The sequence below is a fragment of the Rhodococcus sp. MEB032 genome, from assembly GCF_030208925.1.
GTDB classification, from domain to species: Bacteria; Actinomycetota; Actinomycetes; order Mycobacteriales; family Mycobacteriaceae; genus Rhodococcus_F; species Rhodococcus_F qingshengii.
This window is the reverse complement of record NZ_JARVSY010000050.1, coordinates 16,639-30,531: the sequence shown is the minus strand read 5'-3', so window position 1 is coordinate 30,531 and position 13,893 is coordinate 16,639. Positions and strand designations below refer to the sequence as shown.

The following is a 13,893-nucleotide window of genomic DNA, read 5'->3' as shown; positions in this document are numbered from 1 at the left end:
CCGCTTACGCGGGAGGGCCTCGATTTCGTTGACGATAAGGTGAAGCCGTGGCATCCGAACCAGACTTCGCGCACAACGACATGGCGAGCCGTAGCCGACGTGAGAAAGCTGTCGGTCTTGCCAAGTTCGCCTGGGATCGCGATATCAGTAGTGCAGAGTTGCTCGACATGCCCGACGATCGGCTGCGCAAGCTTGCGCGGGCGGCGGGCGCCAATCCGCCGAGCACGCGGGAGACCTGGACGATCGCGGCCGGACTGCTCGACGAGAAAGCCGTGTGGGCAGCAGCCAACCCAGACCGTCCCGAAGCTCGGCGTGAGCATCCGGACGAGAAGATCATGTGGGTGAAGAAGCCGATCGAGCCCTGGCTGTGACAGCCGAATTGAGTGCAGCTGTGACAGCCGAATTCAGCGCAGGTGTGACAGCCGAATTGAGTGCAGCTGTGACAGCCGAATTCAGCGGAGCTGTGAAGCGGTGATCGGGCAGGTCGATGAAGTAGTTGTGGATTGCTCCGCACCAGCCCAGTTGGCGACCTTCTGGGCCGGAATCCTCGGTGGGCAGCCGGTGGAGCGGAGCGCGGAGTGGGCGTTTGTCGACCCTCCAGGATGGACTCGCCTCGCCTTCCAACGTGTACCGGAATCCAAGCTGACGAAGAATCGTCTACACATCGACGTCAGTGTGGATGACGTCGTCGCTGCGACCGACGCTGCCGAGCGCCTCGGCGCAACTCGGGTCGGCACTGTCCAGCAGGACCCGGCCGGCACCTTTCAGGTGCTGCTGGATCCCGAGGGAAACGAGTGGTGCGTCGTCCGAAGTGCCGGGAGGTGATTTACGCTCCCGCTACGGTTTCGCGAGCCCAACGGTAGTCGGCCTTACCGCTGGGCGAGCGGAGGATGGTTGGTACGAGCACGATCGAGCGGGGGATCTTGTACCCGGCGACGTGGGTGCGGCAATGCTCCGACAATGATTCCGTCGCAACATCTTCGAATCCCGGTCGAACCTGCACCACCGCGGCGACCTTCTCGCCGAATCGTGCGTCGGGCGCGCCCGCTACCAAGGCGTCGAAAACTGCCGGGTGAGTTTTGAGTGCCTGCTCCACTTCTTCGGGGTAGACCTTCTCGCCGCCGGAGTTGATGCACATCGAACCGCGCCCGAGCAGCACGATGGTTCCGTCGGCTTCCATCGTGCCCATGTCCCCGAGTACCGCCAGACGAACCCCGTCGACGATAGGAAAAGTTGCAGCAGTCTTGGCCGGGTCGCCGAAGTAGGCAACGGGAACATGGCCGGCCCGGGCGATGAAACCGACTGTGTCCGAGCCTGGTTCGATGCGACGGAATTCGTCGTCGACAAGAATCATGTTGGGGTTGGATCGAATTCGCTTGGAACCGTCCTCACCGAATTCGACGACGCCGTCGTTGCCGGATTCCGAAGCACCGAATGCATCCTTGATCACCAACCCCGGTAGTCGGGTTGTCAGTTCTGCCTTCAGGTTCGGCGAGAACAATGCGCCACCAGACCCGATCAGTTGGAGAGTCGAAAGGTCGTAGCGCCCTTCGCTTGCGGCGATGGCGTCGGCGATCGGTCGAGCAATCGCGTCGCCGACGACGGTGATTCCGGTGATCTTCTCGGCCTCGACCAGTCGCAACACTTCCATCGGATCGAAGCTGCGGGTCAGCACTCGGGGCGCTCCCATGAGGAATGCCGTGAGCAGTGGATAGATTGCGGCTCCATGCATGAGCGGCGGGATGAGTAGCAGCACAGTTGGATTGGTGTTCGCTACAGCTGCATCCACAACCTCTTCGAGGCTACGACGCGGCGGCCCGCTGAGGTTCGCTCCGGACAGGGCGGCAAAGAAGAAGTCCTCGTGCCGCCACACCACACCCTTGGGCATTCCGGTTGTGCCGCCGGTGTAGATGATGAAATGGTCGTCGTTGCTGCGAGGGCCGAAGTCGCGGGTATCAGTCTGCGCGGCAAGGGCGTTCTCGTAGTCTTCGCCGACGATCAGCACGTGGGTGATCTCCGGACACTGCGGAACCACGGCCAATGCCGTCGGCGCGAATTCCTCTTCGACCAGCAGTGCCACCATTTGAGAGTTGGTGTAGATGTACAGGAGTTCTGCATCGGTATAGCGGAAGTTGACGTTGATCGGTACCGCTCTGATCTTCAAGCAAGCCAGGAGCGCTTCGACGTACTCGACGCAGTTACGCATGTGAATACCGACGTGCTGCCCAGGCTCGACGCCCACCGACTGCAGGTGATGAGCGAGTCGGTTCGATCGCAGTTCGAGTTCGGCGTAGCTCAATCGCACGTCTTCCAGAATCAAGGGAACTCGATCGGGGATCGCATCGGCAACGGCCTCGAACAGATCGGCAATGTTCAGGGTCATCGAAAATCCTCACTACACGCGTCTTCGCTTACCAGTACAGGTCTTTCGCGAAGCTAACACGTTGGTCGCACCCTGTAGTCCGAATTGCGTAGCGGTCCCGCTGAGCGAGACCTGACGCGCCGCTCACCTGGCGTCAACGGTGCGGATACCTCCCTGACCAAGCCCGATAGCCGAAAGGTAGGGTAGCCTAATGCACTCACGCACCACTCTCCGGAGCCGCACGTCGGTCCGGGTCGCCATGGTTGCCTTGGCGACTGTTTTTGCCGCTACGGCCTGCGGCTCTTCCGACGCCGGCGGCAACGCAAACGGCAACACCGATGTCGCGACCGGCGGCAAGCTGTTCAGCACCGCCGACACGGAAACCGCGAAGCTCGGCAGCGATGCCGCGCCAGGCGAGTTCCCTCGCACCATCACCCATGCCCTGGGCGAGACCACCCTCGAGGCCAAGCCGACCCGCGTCGTCGTCCTCGACAGCGGTGAACTCGACGAGGTTCTCTCGCTCGGGATCACCCCGGTCGGCATCGCCAGCCCGGAAAGCGCCGCCGGTCAGCCGTCGTACCTGGCGGACAAGTTGGTCGGTGTCCCCGATGTCGGCACGACCAACAACCTCAACCTCGAGGCGATCACCGCACTGCAGCCCGATCTGATCCTCGGCAGCAAGCTGCGCCAGGACAAGCTTTACCCGCAACTCGCGGCAATCGCTCCGACGGTCTTCAGCATCCGCCCCGGCTTTCCGTGGAAGGAGAACTTCCTCCTTGCCGGTGACGCACTCGGCGAGGAGACCAAGGCTGAGCAGGTTCTCAACGACTACCAAGAGCACGCCGACAAGGTACGTGAGTCGATCGACGGCTCCCCGACCGTTTCACTGGTTCGTTTCATGTCCGGGAAGCTGCGCCTGTACGGCAATCTGTCGTTCATCGGCGTCATCTTGAAGGACGTCGGCCTGCCCCGCCCGGCGATCCAGGACATCGACGAACTGGCCGTCGAGGTCAGCCCCGAAACGATCACCGAGGCGGAGGGTGACCGAATCTTCTACTCCAGCTACGGAAATCCCGCCGACACGGGCCAGACCACGGTTGTTGCCGGACCGCTGTGGGCCAGCATGGACGCAGTCAAGGAAGGACGCGCCACCGAGGTGAGCGACGAGACCTGGTTCCTGGGCCTCGGCCCGACAGGTGCCGGCCTGGTTCTCGACGACCTGCAGGCCAAGCTCGGCAAGTAGCCGTCACCGGCGCAAAGAACGCCGCCCGACTCTCCGGAGTCGAGCGGCGTTCTTTGTTCAGCGGTTGTCCTGCTCGAGGTGTTCGTTCATCGTCGAGTGAAGGTCGACGAGAAATTCCTCGAATCGACTGAGCAGTTCGGGCGGGTACTTCGCCATCATGGCGTCGAGTCGCACGGCAAGGGGCCCGAAGAACTCGTCCGCCAGGTCCTGCACATGCGCACTGCTGTGCAGCGTGACCACTCGCCGGTCGGCATTCTCTCGGGTCCGGACGATATGTCCCGCCTTCTCCAGGCGGTTGAGCAACGCGGTGGTTGCACCCGACGTCAGCGAGATCCGCTCTCCGAGGCGGGCGGGTGAGAGCGGCGTCCCCTTCTCCTCGGCAGCGGTGATTTCCATCAAGGCAGTCGCGTCGGTGGAATGCAGGCCGAGCCACGACGCGAATCGATGGCTGAATTCGGTGAACGTGCCACCGTACGCGCGGAATTCGTCCATCAGCCGCTCCCGCTCCACGGAGATGTCGCGCGGTGCCTCCACCTCGGTGATCCCACCTTTCCTGTGCCAGACGGCGGCCGGTCGAACCCAGCGCGCACGTTGACAACTTACCGCCTCAAATATACCTTCATAATAAAGTTACTTCACAATGGAGGTTTATTCGTGAACATCTCACCCACCACCCGCAAGTGGTTGGGCCTGATCGCCATTGCACTCGGCGTGGCACTGATCGTCGTCGACACCACGATCGTCAACGTCATAGTTCCCTCGATCATCGAAGATCTCGGGATCAATTCCGTTCAGGCTCAATGGATCCAAGAGTCCTACGCAATCGTGTTCGCGGCACTCCTGCTTCTGGTCGGCAGAGTTGCCGACCTGGTCGGCGCCCGTCGTATCTTCATCGCCGGTGTCGTCGTGTTCGGCGCAACGAGCCTGCTGGCCGGACTGGCGCCGAACGGCGGTCTGCTCATCCTGGCGCGCTTCCTGCAGGGCGCCGGCGCGGCCATGATCCTGCCCACGTCACTGTCGCTTCTGAACGCGATGTTCACCGGAAAGGCGCGCGGCCAGGCCTTCGCGGTCTGGGGCTCCACCATCGGCGCTGCATCCGCCCTCGGCCCATTGCTCGGCGGCTGGCTTGCCGAACATGCCTCATGGCGTTGGGCATTCGGGATCAACATTCCGCTTGCTGCGCTCATTCTGATCGGCGCAGTGCTGTTCATCGCGCCCTCACCCCGCACCGCTGGGCGCATCGACGCCACCGGAGCAACACTGTCCATCGCCGGGCTCGGCCTGCTGGCCTTCGGCCTCGTCGAGGGACGAACGTACGGGTGGCTGACCACGAAGGAACCCTTCGATCTGTTCGGTCTTTCATGGTCCAGCGGACCGTCGCCGGTTCTGGTGGCGCTGGTTCTCGCCGTTCTGTCGCTCGGTGCGTTCGCCTACCGTCAAACCATGCTCACCCGCAGCGCCGATCCGTCGCGGGCACTGATGGACGTACGGTTGTTCTCCATCTCGTCGTTCCGCAACGGCAACATCGCGACGCTGATCATCGGACTCGGCGAGTTCGGAATCGTTGCGGTGCTTCCTCTCTGGCTCCAGTTCACGCTCGGATACAGCGCCCTCCAGGCAGGGCTCGCGCTGGTTCCCATTGCCATCGGCAGCTTTGTCGCCAGTGGTGCGAGCTTCGGGCTGGCATCGAAGGTCTCGCCGTTGGGCTTGGTCCGTATCGGCCTGGCTCTCGAAGCGCTCGGTCTCGCCGGCCTCGGATTCATCGCTGCGACAGACAGCCCCTGGTGGACTATCGCCGCAGTGCTGTTCTTCTACGGAATCGGCGTCGGTTTTGCGACTGCCCAGGTGACCAACGTCGTGCTCGAGGAGATTCCCGAGCAGAGCGCCGGTCAAGGCTCCGGCATTCAGAGCGCGTTCCGCCAACTCGGATCCGCACTGGGCATCGCTGTCCTCACCACGGTCTTCTTCAGCACTCTCAATTCGACGCTGAACAACGACCTCACCGGATCCGGTGTCGACCAAGCTCAGGCTGATCAGTTGACGCGGGCAGTCACCGACAGCGCAGGCGCCGCCATCGACTCGCTGGCCGGTTTACCGAACACTGCCTTCGTCGCCGACGCTGCCCAATCTGCGATGACTCACGGCATCACACTCGGCGGATACCTTGCGGCCGGATTTGTCGTGGTGGGCCTGATCGCCACGGCGCTCATCCCGAACAAGCCTGCCCCGTCAAACGAGGAGGAAACGAAAGCAGCAGCCGACGTCGCCTGACGGTCGGATCGGTGCAGTACGGTGCCGGTATGCGATTGCCCTGGTCACGGTCAGCACAGTCACGGTCAGCACAGTCACGGTCAGCACAGTCACGGTCATCACAGTCACGGTCTGCACAGTCACGGTCAGCACCGGTGCTCAGTGAGGCCGACATCGTCGCCGTACGTGAGCAAGCACGCGAACTGGTAGTCCCAGGTTTCGCGACGTTCGACGAAATCTGCGAAGCCGCCCGAGACTGTGTCGAGGGCGGCTTCGAGAACGACGAACTCGGCAGTCAGATCGACGCAGTAGTGCGTGAGGTCTGGGACCACAGACTCGAGGAGCAGACCCAGTGGACGGCTCCCGGAGACTTCGAGCGCCTCTCCGCAGCCTTCGCCGAACTCGAACGCAACGGCATCGTGGCCCGGATGAACTTCACCTGCTGCATGCAGTGCGGCACTACCGAAATCGACGACGAACGCACGCCGTCCGAACCCGACCAGAACGGGTATCCCTTTGCTCAGTGGGCGTACACGTTCTTCCACATGCAAGATGCGGAGCGTCTCGGCGACGAGCCGTCCGATCTCTACTTGTCCTACAGTGCGTTTCGTCCGGCCCACGATCTCGATCCCGCGCTGGTCGCCGCTGCCTTCGGCGGCGACGAAACCGCCAAGGCACACATGATCGCGCACACCGATCAGACCGTCGGGCGCCAGGTAGCCGACGCACTCCGAACTCAGGGGCTGAGCGTCGATTGGAACGGTGACAACAATCAGCGTATCCGTGTCACCGACGTATGTTGGCGCAAACCGCTTCCGCAGTAGGAGATTCAGCTGGGTGGCAATACGCGGTCGAGGAACGTATTGCTGAAGACGCGGTGTGGGTCGTGTTCGTCGAGAGTGGCGAGAGCGAAGTCCCAATTCCCGTCGCCACCGGCACGGAAGGTGGCAGGCACTGTGCTGGTGAGGAATTCGTCGTCCTGGTACGCCGCCTGATCGGTGAATGCCCACCCCTTGGACCACTCCGGACGGAAGGTCGCGTAATCGCCGGAGTAGTTCGCGACCATCCACCGTTCCATTTCGCGAAGGAAGGCAGGCAATCCCGCGGTGCCGGGAATCGAGACCACGTTCATCCAGATCGCTGTGTCCCAGTCCTGACGATCCGCCCGCGGCCGCACCGCTGACAGGTCCGGCACTCCGGCGCTGTCGACCAACACCTCGCCGTCATCGTCGACACCGCAGAGACGCACTTCGAACGGCATGTTGACGGGATACTGCCCCAGCGACGCGTAGTGCGTCATTCGTTCGTTCAGCCAACTCGTCATCTCGTGGACGACTCGGCCGATGTTGGACCGCTTGGTGATCACGGCTCCGCCCCCGGCTACGACGCGCAAGGTCGTGTGCCGGAGGTAGAACAGAACGTCTTTCGACCAACCCCAGAGATCGTCGGTGTCAGTCAGCACCAATCCTGCTGCTACAGCGCCGAACTGAGAGGCGCCGAACAGCGGCGTCGCAGCTTGGAGACCCTGTGCCACCATCCCCAACGGGGTGGTGACTTCTTCGGGAATCGCGTCGGAGAAGAAGTAGTTGTACGGCCCGCTCACCTCTCGGGACTCCGGCGGTTTGACCGGGGTCGGTGTCCAGACCTTGAGCCACGGTGTTTGCGTGAACGGGAACCAGATTGCTTCCACCCGTCCGGATTTCTCGACGAAACTCTCGTAGGTACGCCCTGGCGACCCGGGAGCAGCAAAGAGTTCTTGCCACGGAATGTCGGTGAAACTCTGGCACCGCAGCCGATAATTCTCCCCGGCTTGCAGCGTCACGGAGGTGACGAAGGTTCGACCCAGATGGGCCAGGAAGGCGGTGCTCTCGACGTCCGATCGGTGAAATGTCTTCAGTGCGTACCGATTGATGCCTTCCTCCCACGCCACCACCGTGATCTCGGTGATCAGGTTGCTCAGCGAACCATACGATTGACCAGGGGTGATCGTCTCCCCCACAGCCGGATAGGTTGCCCCGTGAGCACCGATCGCCAGCGCGCCGGCGATGGACAGCTCACCGATCGCCGGAGAGTTGGCCCAGCCGAGCCCTTCTCGCTCGAGCGCTGTCAGAATCGCTTCGATACTGGCGCCGGCGCCCGCCGTGACCGTTGCGGGCGTGCCGTGCTGCACCACAACCGAATTCAGTTTGGCCATCGTATCGACCAGCAGAACTCGATCCGAAGGCGCGCCGGGCACCACCGTCAACGGACTCCACCCGTGCATCGTTCCCTTCGCACGCACTGTGTACCCGTTGTCGAACGCCCAGTTGGCGAGGGTGACGACGTCATCGCTGTGACGTGCCGTGGCCGTCCACACGCTGTCGAGCATGATTTCTCGCGACCAGTTCGCGTACGCCTGCTGTGACAACGGAATGTCCGACGGAAATCCGGGCGGTGGCGCGATGGTCGATGCCGAACCCCAGGGAACTGCTCCAGCCGGCGCCCAGGAAATGCCCGCGAGAGCAGCTGCGCCGGCACTCGCTGCGAGAAATCCGCGCCGGCTCACACCGTCTTCGCTCGAGCTGTGCTCTGCCATGCGCTCTGCTTGATGCACCACTGCTCACTCCGTCAGCCGACTCGGTTCATGTCAGGGACGAACGTAGAACAAATATGATTACGATGCCAGTGGTTCCGTAATAAAAGTTTTCCGAAGCTCACTGCACCATCGGAGCGAAGACCGCGTAGATCGCTTCCGGGGCACCGTCGAACGCACTGATGATCAACCAGGCAGTCAGAACCGTCAACGCCGGCCCGATCAGGATCTTCTCGAGGTTCCCACCTGCACGGATGGACAGGAATGACGGCAGCCGTTGTTCCCACCATCGTTTGCCGCCGAGCGGAATCAGGGGCGCGAGAAACGGCACCCCTTCCTTAGTGATCGCATCGCCGAGACAGTGCGTGGCGCAGCCCAAGGCCACCGCAACACCTAGCCCCGTGGATCCAGCCTCACTCGGATACCACTGCCAGGTGAGGGCAGAGAGCACCAACGCAACGGCGGAGACCGCGAGCCAACCCTTCTCCTTGGCCAATTCACCCGCCAATCCACGGATGGCCAACCCGAGGCAGAAGAACAGGGTGATGATGATGGCTGGCTTCCCGAACTGAACAACCAGCGCCGAGACCCCGGCACCCAACCCGGCGGCGAACAGCGCGGTGTGCGTGAGCGTCCGATGCCCACCACGACGCTTGCCGTCCTTCTTGCCTTTGGTGATGCGGTAGAAGGTCACCGAAATTGCGTCGATGCCTTTGGCCAGAGCCTTGCTGAGCGGACCGAATGATCGCGAAACCGTCGACTGACCGGTATCGAGGTCGGGAAGCAAGGCGGCTCCGGCACACACTCCGGCAAAGGTCAAAGTTTCCGCAGTGGATGTGGGCCCTCCCCAGTCGAGAGGCAACAACTCCGCAACCACCAACCCCACAGCAGCACCGGACATCGCGTGGGTGGGGCCCATGACCATGAAACACAACACCTTTCGAAACGCGCCCCGCATCAGGCCGTACCGCACCCTCTGCAAGACACCACACACATGACGCCGTCGGCGACGGCCCCGGCATGCTCGCCGAGACCGCCCCGAACGTAGCAAGTGCTACCGACAGGCTTGACCAACCTCCAGACCCAGTTGAGTACGGCCGTACCGTTCCAGGTCAAAGCGGTTCATGCGGAGCTTTTTTCGCTCGTCAGCCCGTGGCAACCGTGCATGACAGGGCAACGCCCTCCTCCAGCGGAGCGACGCCTGCCATGTCGAGCACCTCTGCCGGAACACCTTCGGTCGTCGGAGCCCACTCGACGGTCGGCAACGCCGGCACCCCTTCACGCGCAACGAATGTCGCAGCTTCGCTCGGCACTTCGATAGTGACTGCGGCCGTACCGGCCTCCTCCGCGCGCACGACCTTCCCCTCGTCGATGAGCTTCTGCAGCTCCTCGTCGGAAATCGGCGCCGCGACACCACACGCTACTTCGGGAGCCACACCCAACTCGGACGGAGCGGTCGCGATCGACCGCACCGCCACCGGTGACCCGTCGGAAATCGGATTGGAAGCCCAGGCGATTCCCGGCGCCACTGCCATACCGAGGACCGCCACGGACGCCACCACCACACCGGTACGGCGGGCCCGCTTGCCGTTCACTTTCAATCGCGTCATCGTAGTTCTCCTTGATCGAACGTTCTCGAGTTCTCGGCGCGGTCGCATCCGAGAAACCCGAGGTTATGAAGCCAACACTGCAGATCTGTTGTCGGTTTCTTAGGAGTTGATGAGAATGCGACGGCCCTCGCTCCGAGCGAGGCCCCAGGCCTTGATCCGATGGCACCATGGCTGGGGTGAGTACACGCGAGCGCATCCTGATCGTTGACGACGACGCGAAGGTTCTGAATTCGCTCGAACGTGGACTCCGATTGTCGGGCTTCGACACGGCAACTGCCGTCGACGGACGATCGGCCTTGTCATCGGTGAACAAGCAATGCCCGGCCGCGCTCGTTCTCGACGTCAACATGCCCGGCCTCGACGGCGTCGGGGTGGTGACCGCCCTGCGCGCGATCGGCAACGAGGTTCCGATCTGCGTGCTCAGCGCCCGAAGTTCCGTGGGTGATCGCATCGCGGGGCTGGAGGCGGGCGCCGACGACTACCTCACCAAGCCCTTCGAGTTGGCCGAGCTCGTCGCCAGACTCCGCGCATTGCTTCGACGCACGACGCGAGCCACCCCGTCGGTCGACCATCCGATCACGGTGGGACCGCTGACGGTCGATCTCCGTGGCCATCGAGCGCACATCGACGGTAGACGAATCGAACTCACCAAAAGAGAATTCGACCTGTTGTCGGTACTCGCCGAGCACGCCGGTGTCGTACTCAGTCGCGCACAACTCCTGCGACTCGTCTGGGGTTACGACTTCGCTGCCGACACCAATGTCGTCGACGTCTTTGTCACCTATCTACGCAAGAAACTCGAAGTCGACGGGACTCCCCGCGTGATCCACACAGTGCGTGGGGTGGGCTTCGTCCTGAGGGCCGAACGATGAAGCGGCCGCTGTCACTTCAGACTCGCGTAGCCATCGCCTCGGGCCTGGCCGCCGGAATCGTGATTGCCGCGATCGGAATTGCGTTCGCGGTCTTTCTGCGTGTCAACGGATCCGAACAACTCGAACGCACTCTCGATTCCGTCACCCTGGGCGTCGCGGCGAGTGCGCCGAGCCCGCTATTCATCGAAACACCAACTGCAACAACAGAACCATCCGTGGTCAGCCCCGGATTCAACGCCGCGACCGTCAGCGCCTTGGCTACCACCGATGTTCGCAGTCGTGATGTTCTGGTGCCCGGCGACAGCGGCGCCGCACTGGCCGTCAGCATCCCCGAAGACCCACTGACCCAGGCAATCCGTGAGCAGCAGTTCCAAGTGGCCGCTGCAGCAGTGGTCGCCATCCTTGCCGCGGCCGGGCTCGGTTGGTTCCTCACCGGCCGAGCCGTCCGGCCACTACAGCAATTGACCGAGACCACCAGTTCGATCGGCAACAACCTCGACGTCGACGGACTCTCGCGCCGGGCACCGTCGGTACGTGGAACGCGAGAAGCCGAAGAACTGTCGGAGGCAATCCACAGCATGCTCAGTCGCATCGAAAGCGATCGAAGCCGCACCGAGGAGGCGTTGGAGTCGGCACGCGATTTCGCTCGCGTCTCCGCCCACGAACTGCGCACACCTCTCACGTCGATGCGTACCGATCTCGAAGTTCTCGCAACACTCGATCTCACGGAAAGCCAACGGCGCGAACTGTCCGGCGAATTGTTGGAAGCGCAGCGCCAGATCGAGCGCACCCTGACCGACCTCGAGACTCTAGCCCTGGGTGACGTGGCCGATCCCGAGGATTGTGCCGACGTCGATCTCGTGGAGGTTGCCGATCGCGCCGTTGCTGACGCAGGCCGTCTGCACCCGCAGGTCGACGTTCGTTTGAAAGCACCGGAAGAACTTTCGGTTCAGGCCTTTCCCGCGGGTATCCGTCTGGTGCTGACCAACGCCGTCACCAATTCCGTTCGGCACGGCAATGCCGACGAAGTCGAGATCACCGTCCGATCAGGGGCTGCGACGGGTTCGGCGACGGTTTTCGTCGACGACAACGGCACCGTGATCGCGCCTTCGGAACGCGAAGCGATGTTCGAGAGATTCGTTCGTGGTACCGGTGCGGGCGACGCCGGAAGCGGTTTGGGACTGGCCCTCGTCGCGCAGCAGGCGAGGCTGCACGGCGGTAGCGCGCGACTCGACAAGAGCCCACTCGGCGGAACTCGATTGATCTTCTCGATCAACCCAATTCGACGTGCAGAGCCTCGAGCAGCGGCTTGGCCGCCTCGTCGAAGAATCGGTCTTGGGTATCTCCACCGATCTGTACCAGTGCCACATCGGTGAATCCGGCGTCGGTGTATGCCTTGACCGCTTCGACGATCACATCGAGATCGGGACCACACGGAATGCTTTCAGCTACATCCTCTTTGCGCACGAACTGAGTCGCACCCGAGAAGCTCGCCGGCGTCGGCAGTTCGGAGTTCACGGACCACCCTCCGCCGAACCACCGGAACTGCTGATGAGCTCGTGCAATTGCCGTGTCGCGATCAGGGTCCCACGAGATCGGAATCTGACCGATGGTCCGGCCTGCGGGAGCCAATCCGTATGCTCGGCCGTGCACATGCTTCCACAAGTGCACTAGCTCCGAATCCGGTTGCACGGCAATCAGATCGTCGGCCATCGGACCGAAACGCTCGACGGACTTGTCTCCGGACATGGCCAGCGCCAGCGGAACCGGGTTCTCGGGGAGATCCCAGATCCTGGCGGACTGGACGTCGAAGTACTCCCCCTTCCAGCTCACCAGATCTCCGGCGAGCAGTGCGCGAATGATGCTCACCGCCTCCTGCAGCATGTCCTGGCGGGTGTCGATGGACGGCCAACCCTCGCCGACCACATGCTCGTTCAGGCTCTCGCCACTTCCCAATCCCAGGGTGAAGCGTCCGTCCGCGAGGATCTGGATCGTCGCAGCTTTCTGAGCGACGACGGCGGGGTGGTACCTCACGGTCGGACAAGTCACGTACGTCATCAAACCGACTCGCTCGGTGGCGTGGGCGACTGCCCCCAGCACCGACCAGGCGTAGGGTGCATGCCCCTGCTCGGTCAGCCACGGCGAGTAGTGATCACTCATCACTTCGAAGTCGAAGCCGACTTCTTCGGCCCGAACTGCATGGCGAACCAGTTCTTTCGGACCTGCCTGCTCCGTCATCAAGGTGTAGCCGAATCGTGCCATCACTGATCAACTCCCGGTATCTAGGCCTGAAACGAGTTCGGAAATCACACTGCCGTCGAGGTGGTCGAGGAGGTCGCGGGCGTCGTCGTACACGGCAGCCGCACCCGCACCTTCGAGTTCGTCGGTCGACATGCCGCCGCTGCGCACTCCCACAGCCACAACGCCCGCCCATGTCGCCGCCTTCATGTCCCAGACGGCATCCCCGACCATGACCGCATCGCCCGCGTCGACACCTGCCTTCGCGAGCGCGACCTCGATCAGGTCCGGATCAGGTTTGGCCTCGTCGACGGATTCCGAAGAGGTGGCGGCGTAGATCATTTCGTCGATGTCGAGCGTCCGGCGTAGCAACTTCAGTTCGTCGTCCGGCGCCGAGGTAGCGAGCACCACGTGCAGTCCGAGCGAGTGAACTCGGCGGATCAACTCGCGCGCTCCCGGCAGTACTCGGAGACGGTCGGCCGACTGCCGGTAGTACGTGGTGTGAAGTTCTTTGGCTCGCGGTCCGCACCCGTCGATGTCTTCGCCGAGCAAGGACTCCAGTAGTTGGTCTCCGTCCATGCCGATGCTGCGGTGTACCCGCCACGCGTCGACCGGGCGACCTACCTCGAAGAAAGCTCGCGACCACGCTTCTACGTGCAGATAGTTGGAATCGACGAGCGTTCCGTCGATGTCGAAGAGAACCGCACCTATTGCCATGGGAATTGACTGCCCAACACCTCGGTTCG

The 13,893-nt window shown here is 62.7% G+C and carries 14 protein-coding genes; 7 read left to right on the top strand and 7 right to left on the bottom strand.

From position 1 onward, the window contains the following. Nucleotides 1-47: 47 nt before the first annotated feature. Complete coding sequence (locus QRN54_RS31450; RefSeq protein ID WP_003943496.1) at nucleotides 48-371, top strand: hypothetical protein; 324 nt, start codon at nucleotides 48-50, stop codon at nucleotides 369-371. A gap of 100 nt (nucleotides 372-471) precedes the next feature. After that, entirely contained in the window at nucleotides 472-825 is a 354-nt protein-coding gene (locus tag QRN54_RS31445) for a VOC family protein (RefSeq protein ID WP_058038250.1), read from the top strand. Between the two features lies 1 nt (nucleotide 826). Here the strand turns inward: QRN54_RS31445 and QRN54_RS31440 are convergent, their stop codons facing one another. Next, a complete protein-coding gene (locus tag QRN54_RS31440) occupies nucleotides 827-2,383 on the bottom strand; it encodes an acyl-CoA synthetase (RefSeq protein WP_285183887.1) in 1,557 nt (518 codons plus the stop codon). 190 nt (nucleotides 2,384-2,573) lie between these two features. On the opposite strand from QRN54_RS31440, the gene QRN54_RS31435 reads away from it, so the two are divergent. Continuing rightward, nucleotides 2,574-3,605 (top strand): ABC transporter substrate-binding protein, encoded by a 1,032-nt coding sequence (locus QRN54_RS31435; RefSeq protein ID WP_003943522.1) that lies wholly within the window; start codon nucleotides 2,574-2,576, stop codon nucleotides 3,603-3,605. A gap of 57 nt (nucleotides 3,606-3,662) precedes the next feature. Here the strand turns inward: QRN54_RS31435 and QRN54_RS31430 are convergent, their stop codons facing one another. Next, on the bottom strand, nucleotides 3,663-4,139 hold the full coding sequence (locus QRN54_RS31430) for a MarR family winged helix-turn-helix transcriptional regulator (protein ID WP_003943458.1): 477 nt from the start codon (nucleotides 4,137-4,139) through the stop codon (nucleotides 3,663-3,665). A gap of 120 nt (nucleotides 4,140-4,259) precedes the next feature. On the opposite strand from QRN54_RS31430, the gene QRN54_RS31425 reads away from it, so the two are divergent. Next, nucleotides 4,260-5,876, top strand: a complete 1,617-nt coding sequence (locus QRN54_RS31425) for a DHA2 family efflux MFS transporter permease subunit (protein ID WP_081557269.1) — start codon at nucleotides 4,260-4,262, stop codon at nucleotides 5,874-5,876. 134 nt (nucleotides 5,877-6,010) lie between these two features. Next, the gene (locus QRN54_RS31420) at nucleotides 6,011-6,679 is read left to right on the top strand and encodes a DUF6891 domain-containing protein (protein WP_081557268.1); all 669 of its coding nucleotides are present in this window, start codon (nucleotides 6,011-6,013) and stop codon (nucleotides 6,677-6,679) included. Between the two features lie 5 nt (nucleotides 6,680-6,684). Here QRN54_RS31420 and QRN54_RS31415 read toward each other — a convergent pair whose 3' ends face one another. From QRN54_RS31415 to QRN54_RS31405, 3 genes are all read right to left on the bottom strand, one after another. After that, a complete protein-coding gene (locus QRN54_RS31415) occupies nucleotides 6,685-8,430 on the bottom strand; it encodes a cholesterol oxidase substrate-binding domain-containing protein (protein ID WP_039973296.1) in 1,746 nt (581 codons plus the stop codon). Nucleotides 8,431-8,548: 118 nt separating this feature from the next. Next, a complete protein-coding gene (locus QRN54_RS31410) occupies nucleotides 8,549-9,352 on the bottom strand; it encodes a metal-dependent hydrolase (protein WP_007732353.1) in 804 nt (267 codons plus the stop codon). A 220-nt stretch (nucleotides 9,353-9,572) separates the two neighbouring features. Beyond that, on the bottom strand, nucleotides 9,573-10,037 hold the full coding sequence (locus QRN54_RS31405) for a light harvesting protein subunit alpha (protein WP_081557267.1): 465 nt from the start codon (nucleotides 10,035-10,037) through the stop codon (nucleotides 9,573-9,575). 167 nt (nucleotides 10,038-10,204) lie between these two features. Between QRN54_RS31405 and QRN54_RS31400 the strand changes: the two genes are divergently transcribed. Together QRN54_RS31400 and QRN54_RS31395 are read left to right on the top strand one after the other, a co-directional pair. Continuing rightward, nucleotides 10,205-10,909, top strand: coding sequence for a response regulator transcription factor (locus QRN54_RS31400; RefSeq protein WP_042922831.1), 705 nt, complete (start codon nucleotides 10,205-10,207; stop codon nucleotides 10,907-10,909). Continuing rightward, the gene (locus QRN54_RS31395; protein WP_042446646.1) at nucleotides 10,906-12,285 is read left to right on the top strand and encodes a sensor histidine kinase; all 1,380 of its coding nucleotides are present in this window, start codon (nucleotides 10,906-10,908) and stop codon (nucleotides 12,283-12,285) included. Before QRN54_RS31400 ends, QRN54_RS31395 begins: the two co-directional genes overlap by 4 nt. On the opposite strand, the gene QRN54_RS31390 is transcribed toward QRN54_RS31395, so the two are convergent. Both QRN54_RS31390 and QRN54_RS31385 read right to left on the bottom strand, forming a co-directional pair. Beyond that, nucleotides 12,182-13,171 carry an LLM class F420-dependent oxidoreductase gene (locus QRN54_RS31390; protein WP_007732341.1) on the bottom strand — a complete coding sequence of 330 codons (990 nt, stop codon included), beginning with the start codon at nucleotides 13,169-13,171 and terminating at the stop codon, nucleotides 12,182-12,184. The genes QRN54_RS31395 and QRN54_RS31390 overlap by 104 nt on opposite strands. Nucleotides 13,172-13,177: 6 nt before the next feature. Beyond that, complete coding sequence (locus QRN54_RS31385) at nucleotides 13,178-13,864, bottom strand: HAD family hydrolase (protein ID WP_064073526.1); 687 nt, start codon at nucleotides 13,862-13,864, stop codon at nucleotides 13,178-13,180. Between the last annotated feature and the right edge of the window lie 29 nt (nucleotides 13,865-13,893).

Coding starts and splice junctions, on each gene's coding strand:
- QRN54_RS31440 (WP_285183887.1), bottom strand. CDS start 2,383: ATGACCCTGAACATTGCCGATCTGTTCGAGGCCGTTGCCGATGCGATC.
- QRN54_RS31435 (WP_003943522.1), top strand. CDS start 2,574: ATGCACTCACGCACCACTCTCCGGAGCCGCACGTCGGTCCGGGTCGCC.
- QRN54_RS31415 (WP_039973296.1), bottom strand. CDS start 8,430: ATGGCAGAGCACAGCTCGAGCGAAGACGGTGTGAGCCGGCGCGGATTT.
- QRN54_RS31410 (WP_007732353.1), bottom strand. CDS start 9,352: ATGGTCATGGGCCCCACCCACGCGATGTCCGGTGCTGCTGTGGGGTTG.
- QRN54_RS31405 (WP_081557267.1), bottom strand. CDS start 10,037: ATGACGCGATTGAAAGTGAACGGCAAGCGGGCCCGCCGTACCGGTGTG.
- QRN54_RS31400 (WP_042922831.1), top strand. CDS start 10,205: ATGGCTGGGGTGAGTACACGCGAGCGCATCCTGATCGTTGACGACGAC.
- QRN54_RS31395 (WP_042446646.1), top strand. CDS start 10,906: ATGAAGCGGCCGCTGTCACTTCAGACTCGCGTAGCCATCGCCTCGGGC.
- QRN54_RS31390 (WP_007732341.1), bottom strand. CDS start 13,171: ATGGCACGATTCGGCTACACCTTGATGACGGAGCAGGCAGGTCCGAAA.
- QRN54_RS31385 (WP_064073526.1), bottom strand. CDS start 13,864: ATGGCAATAGGTGCGGTTCTCTTCGACATCGACGGAACGCTCGTCGAT.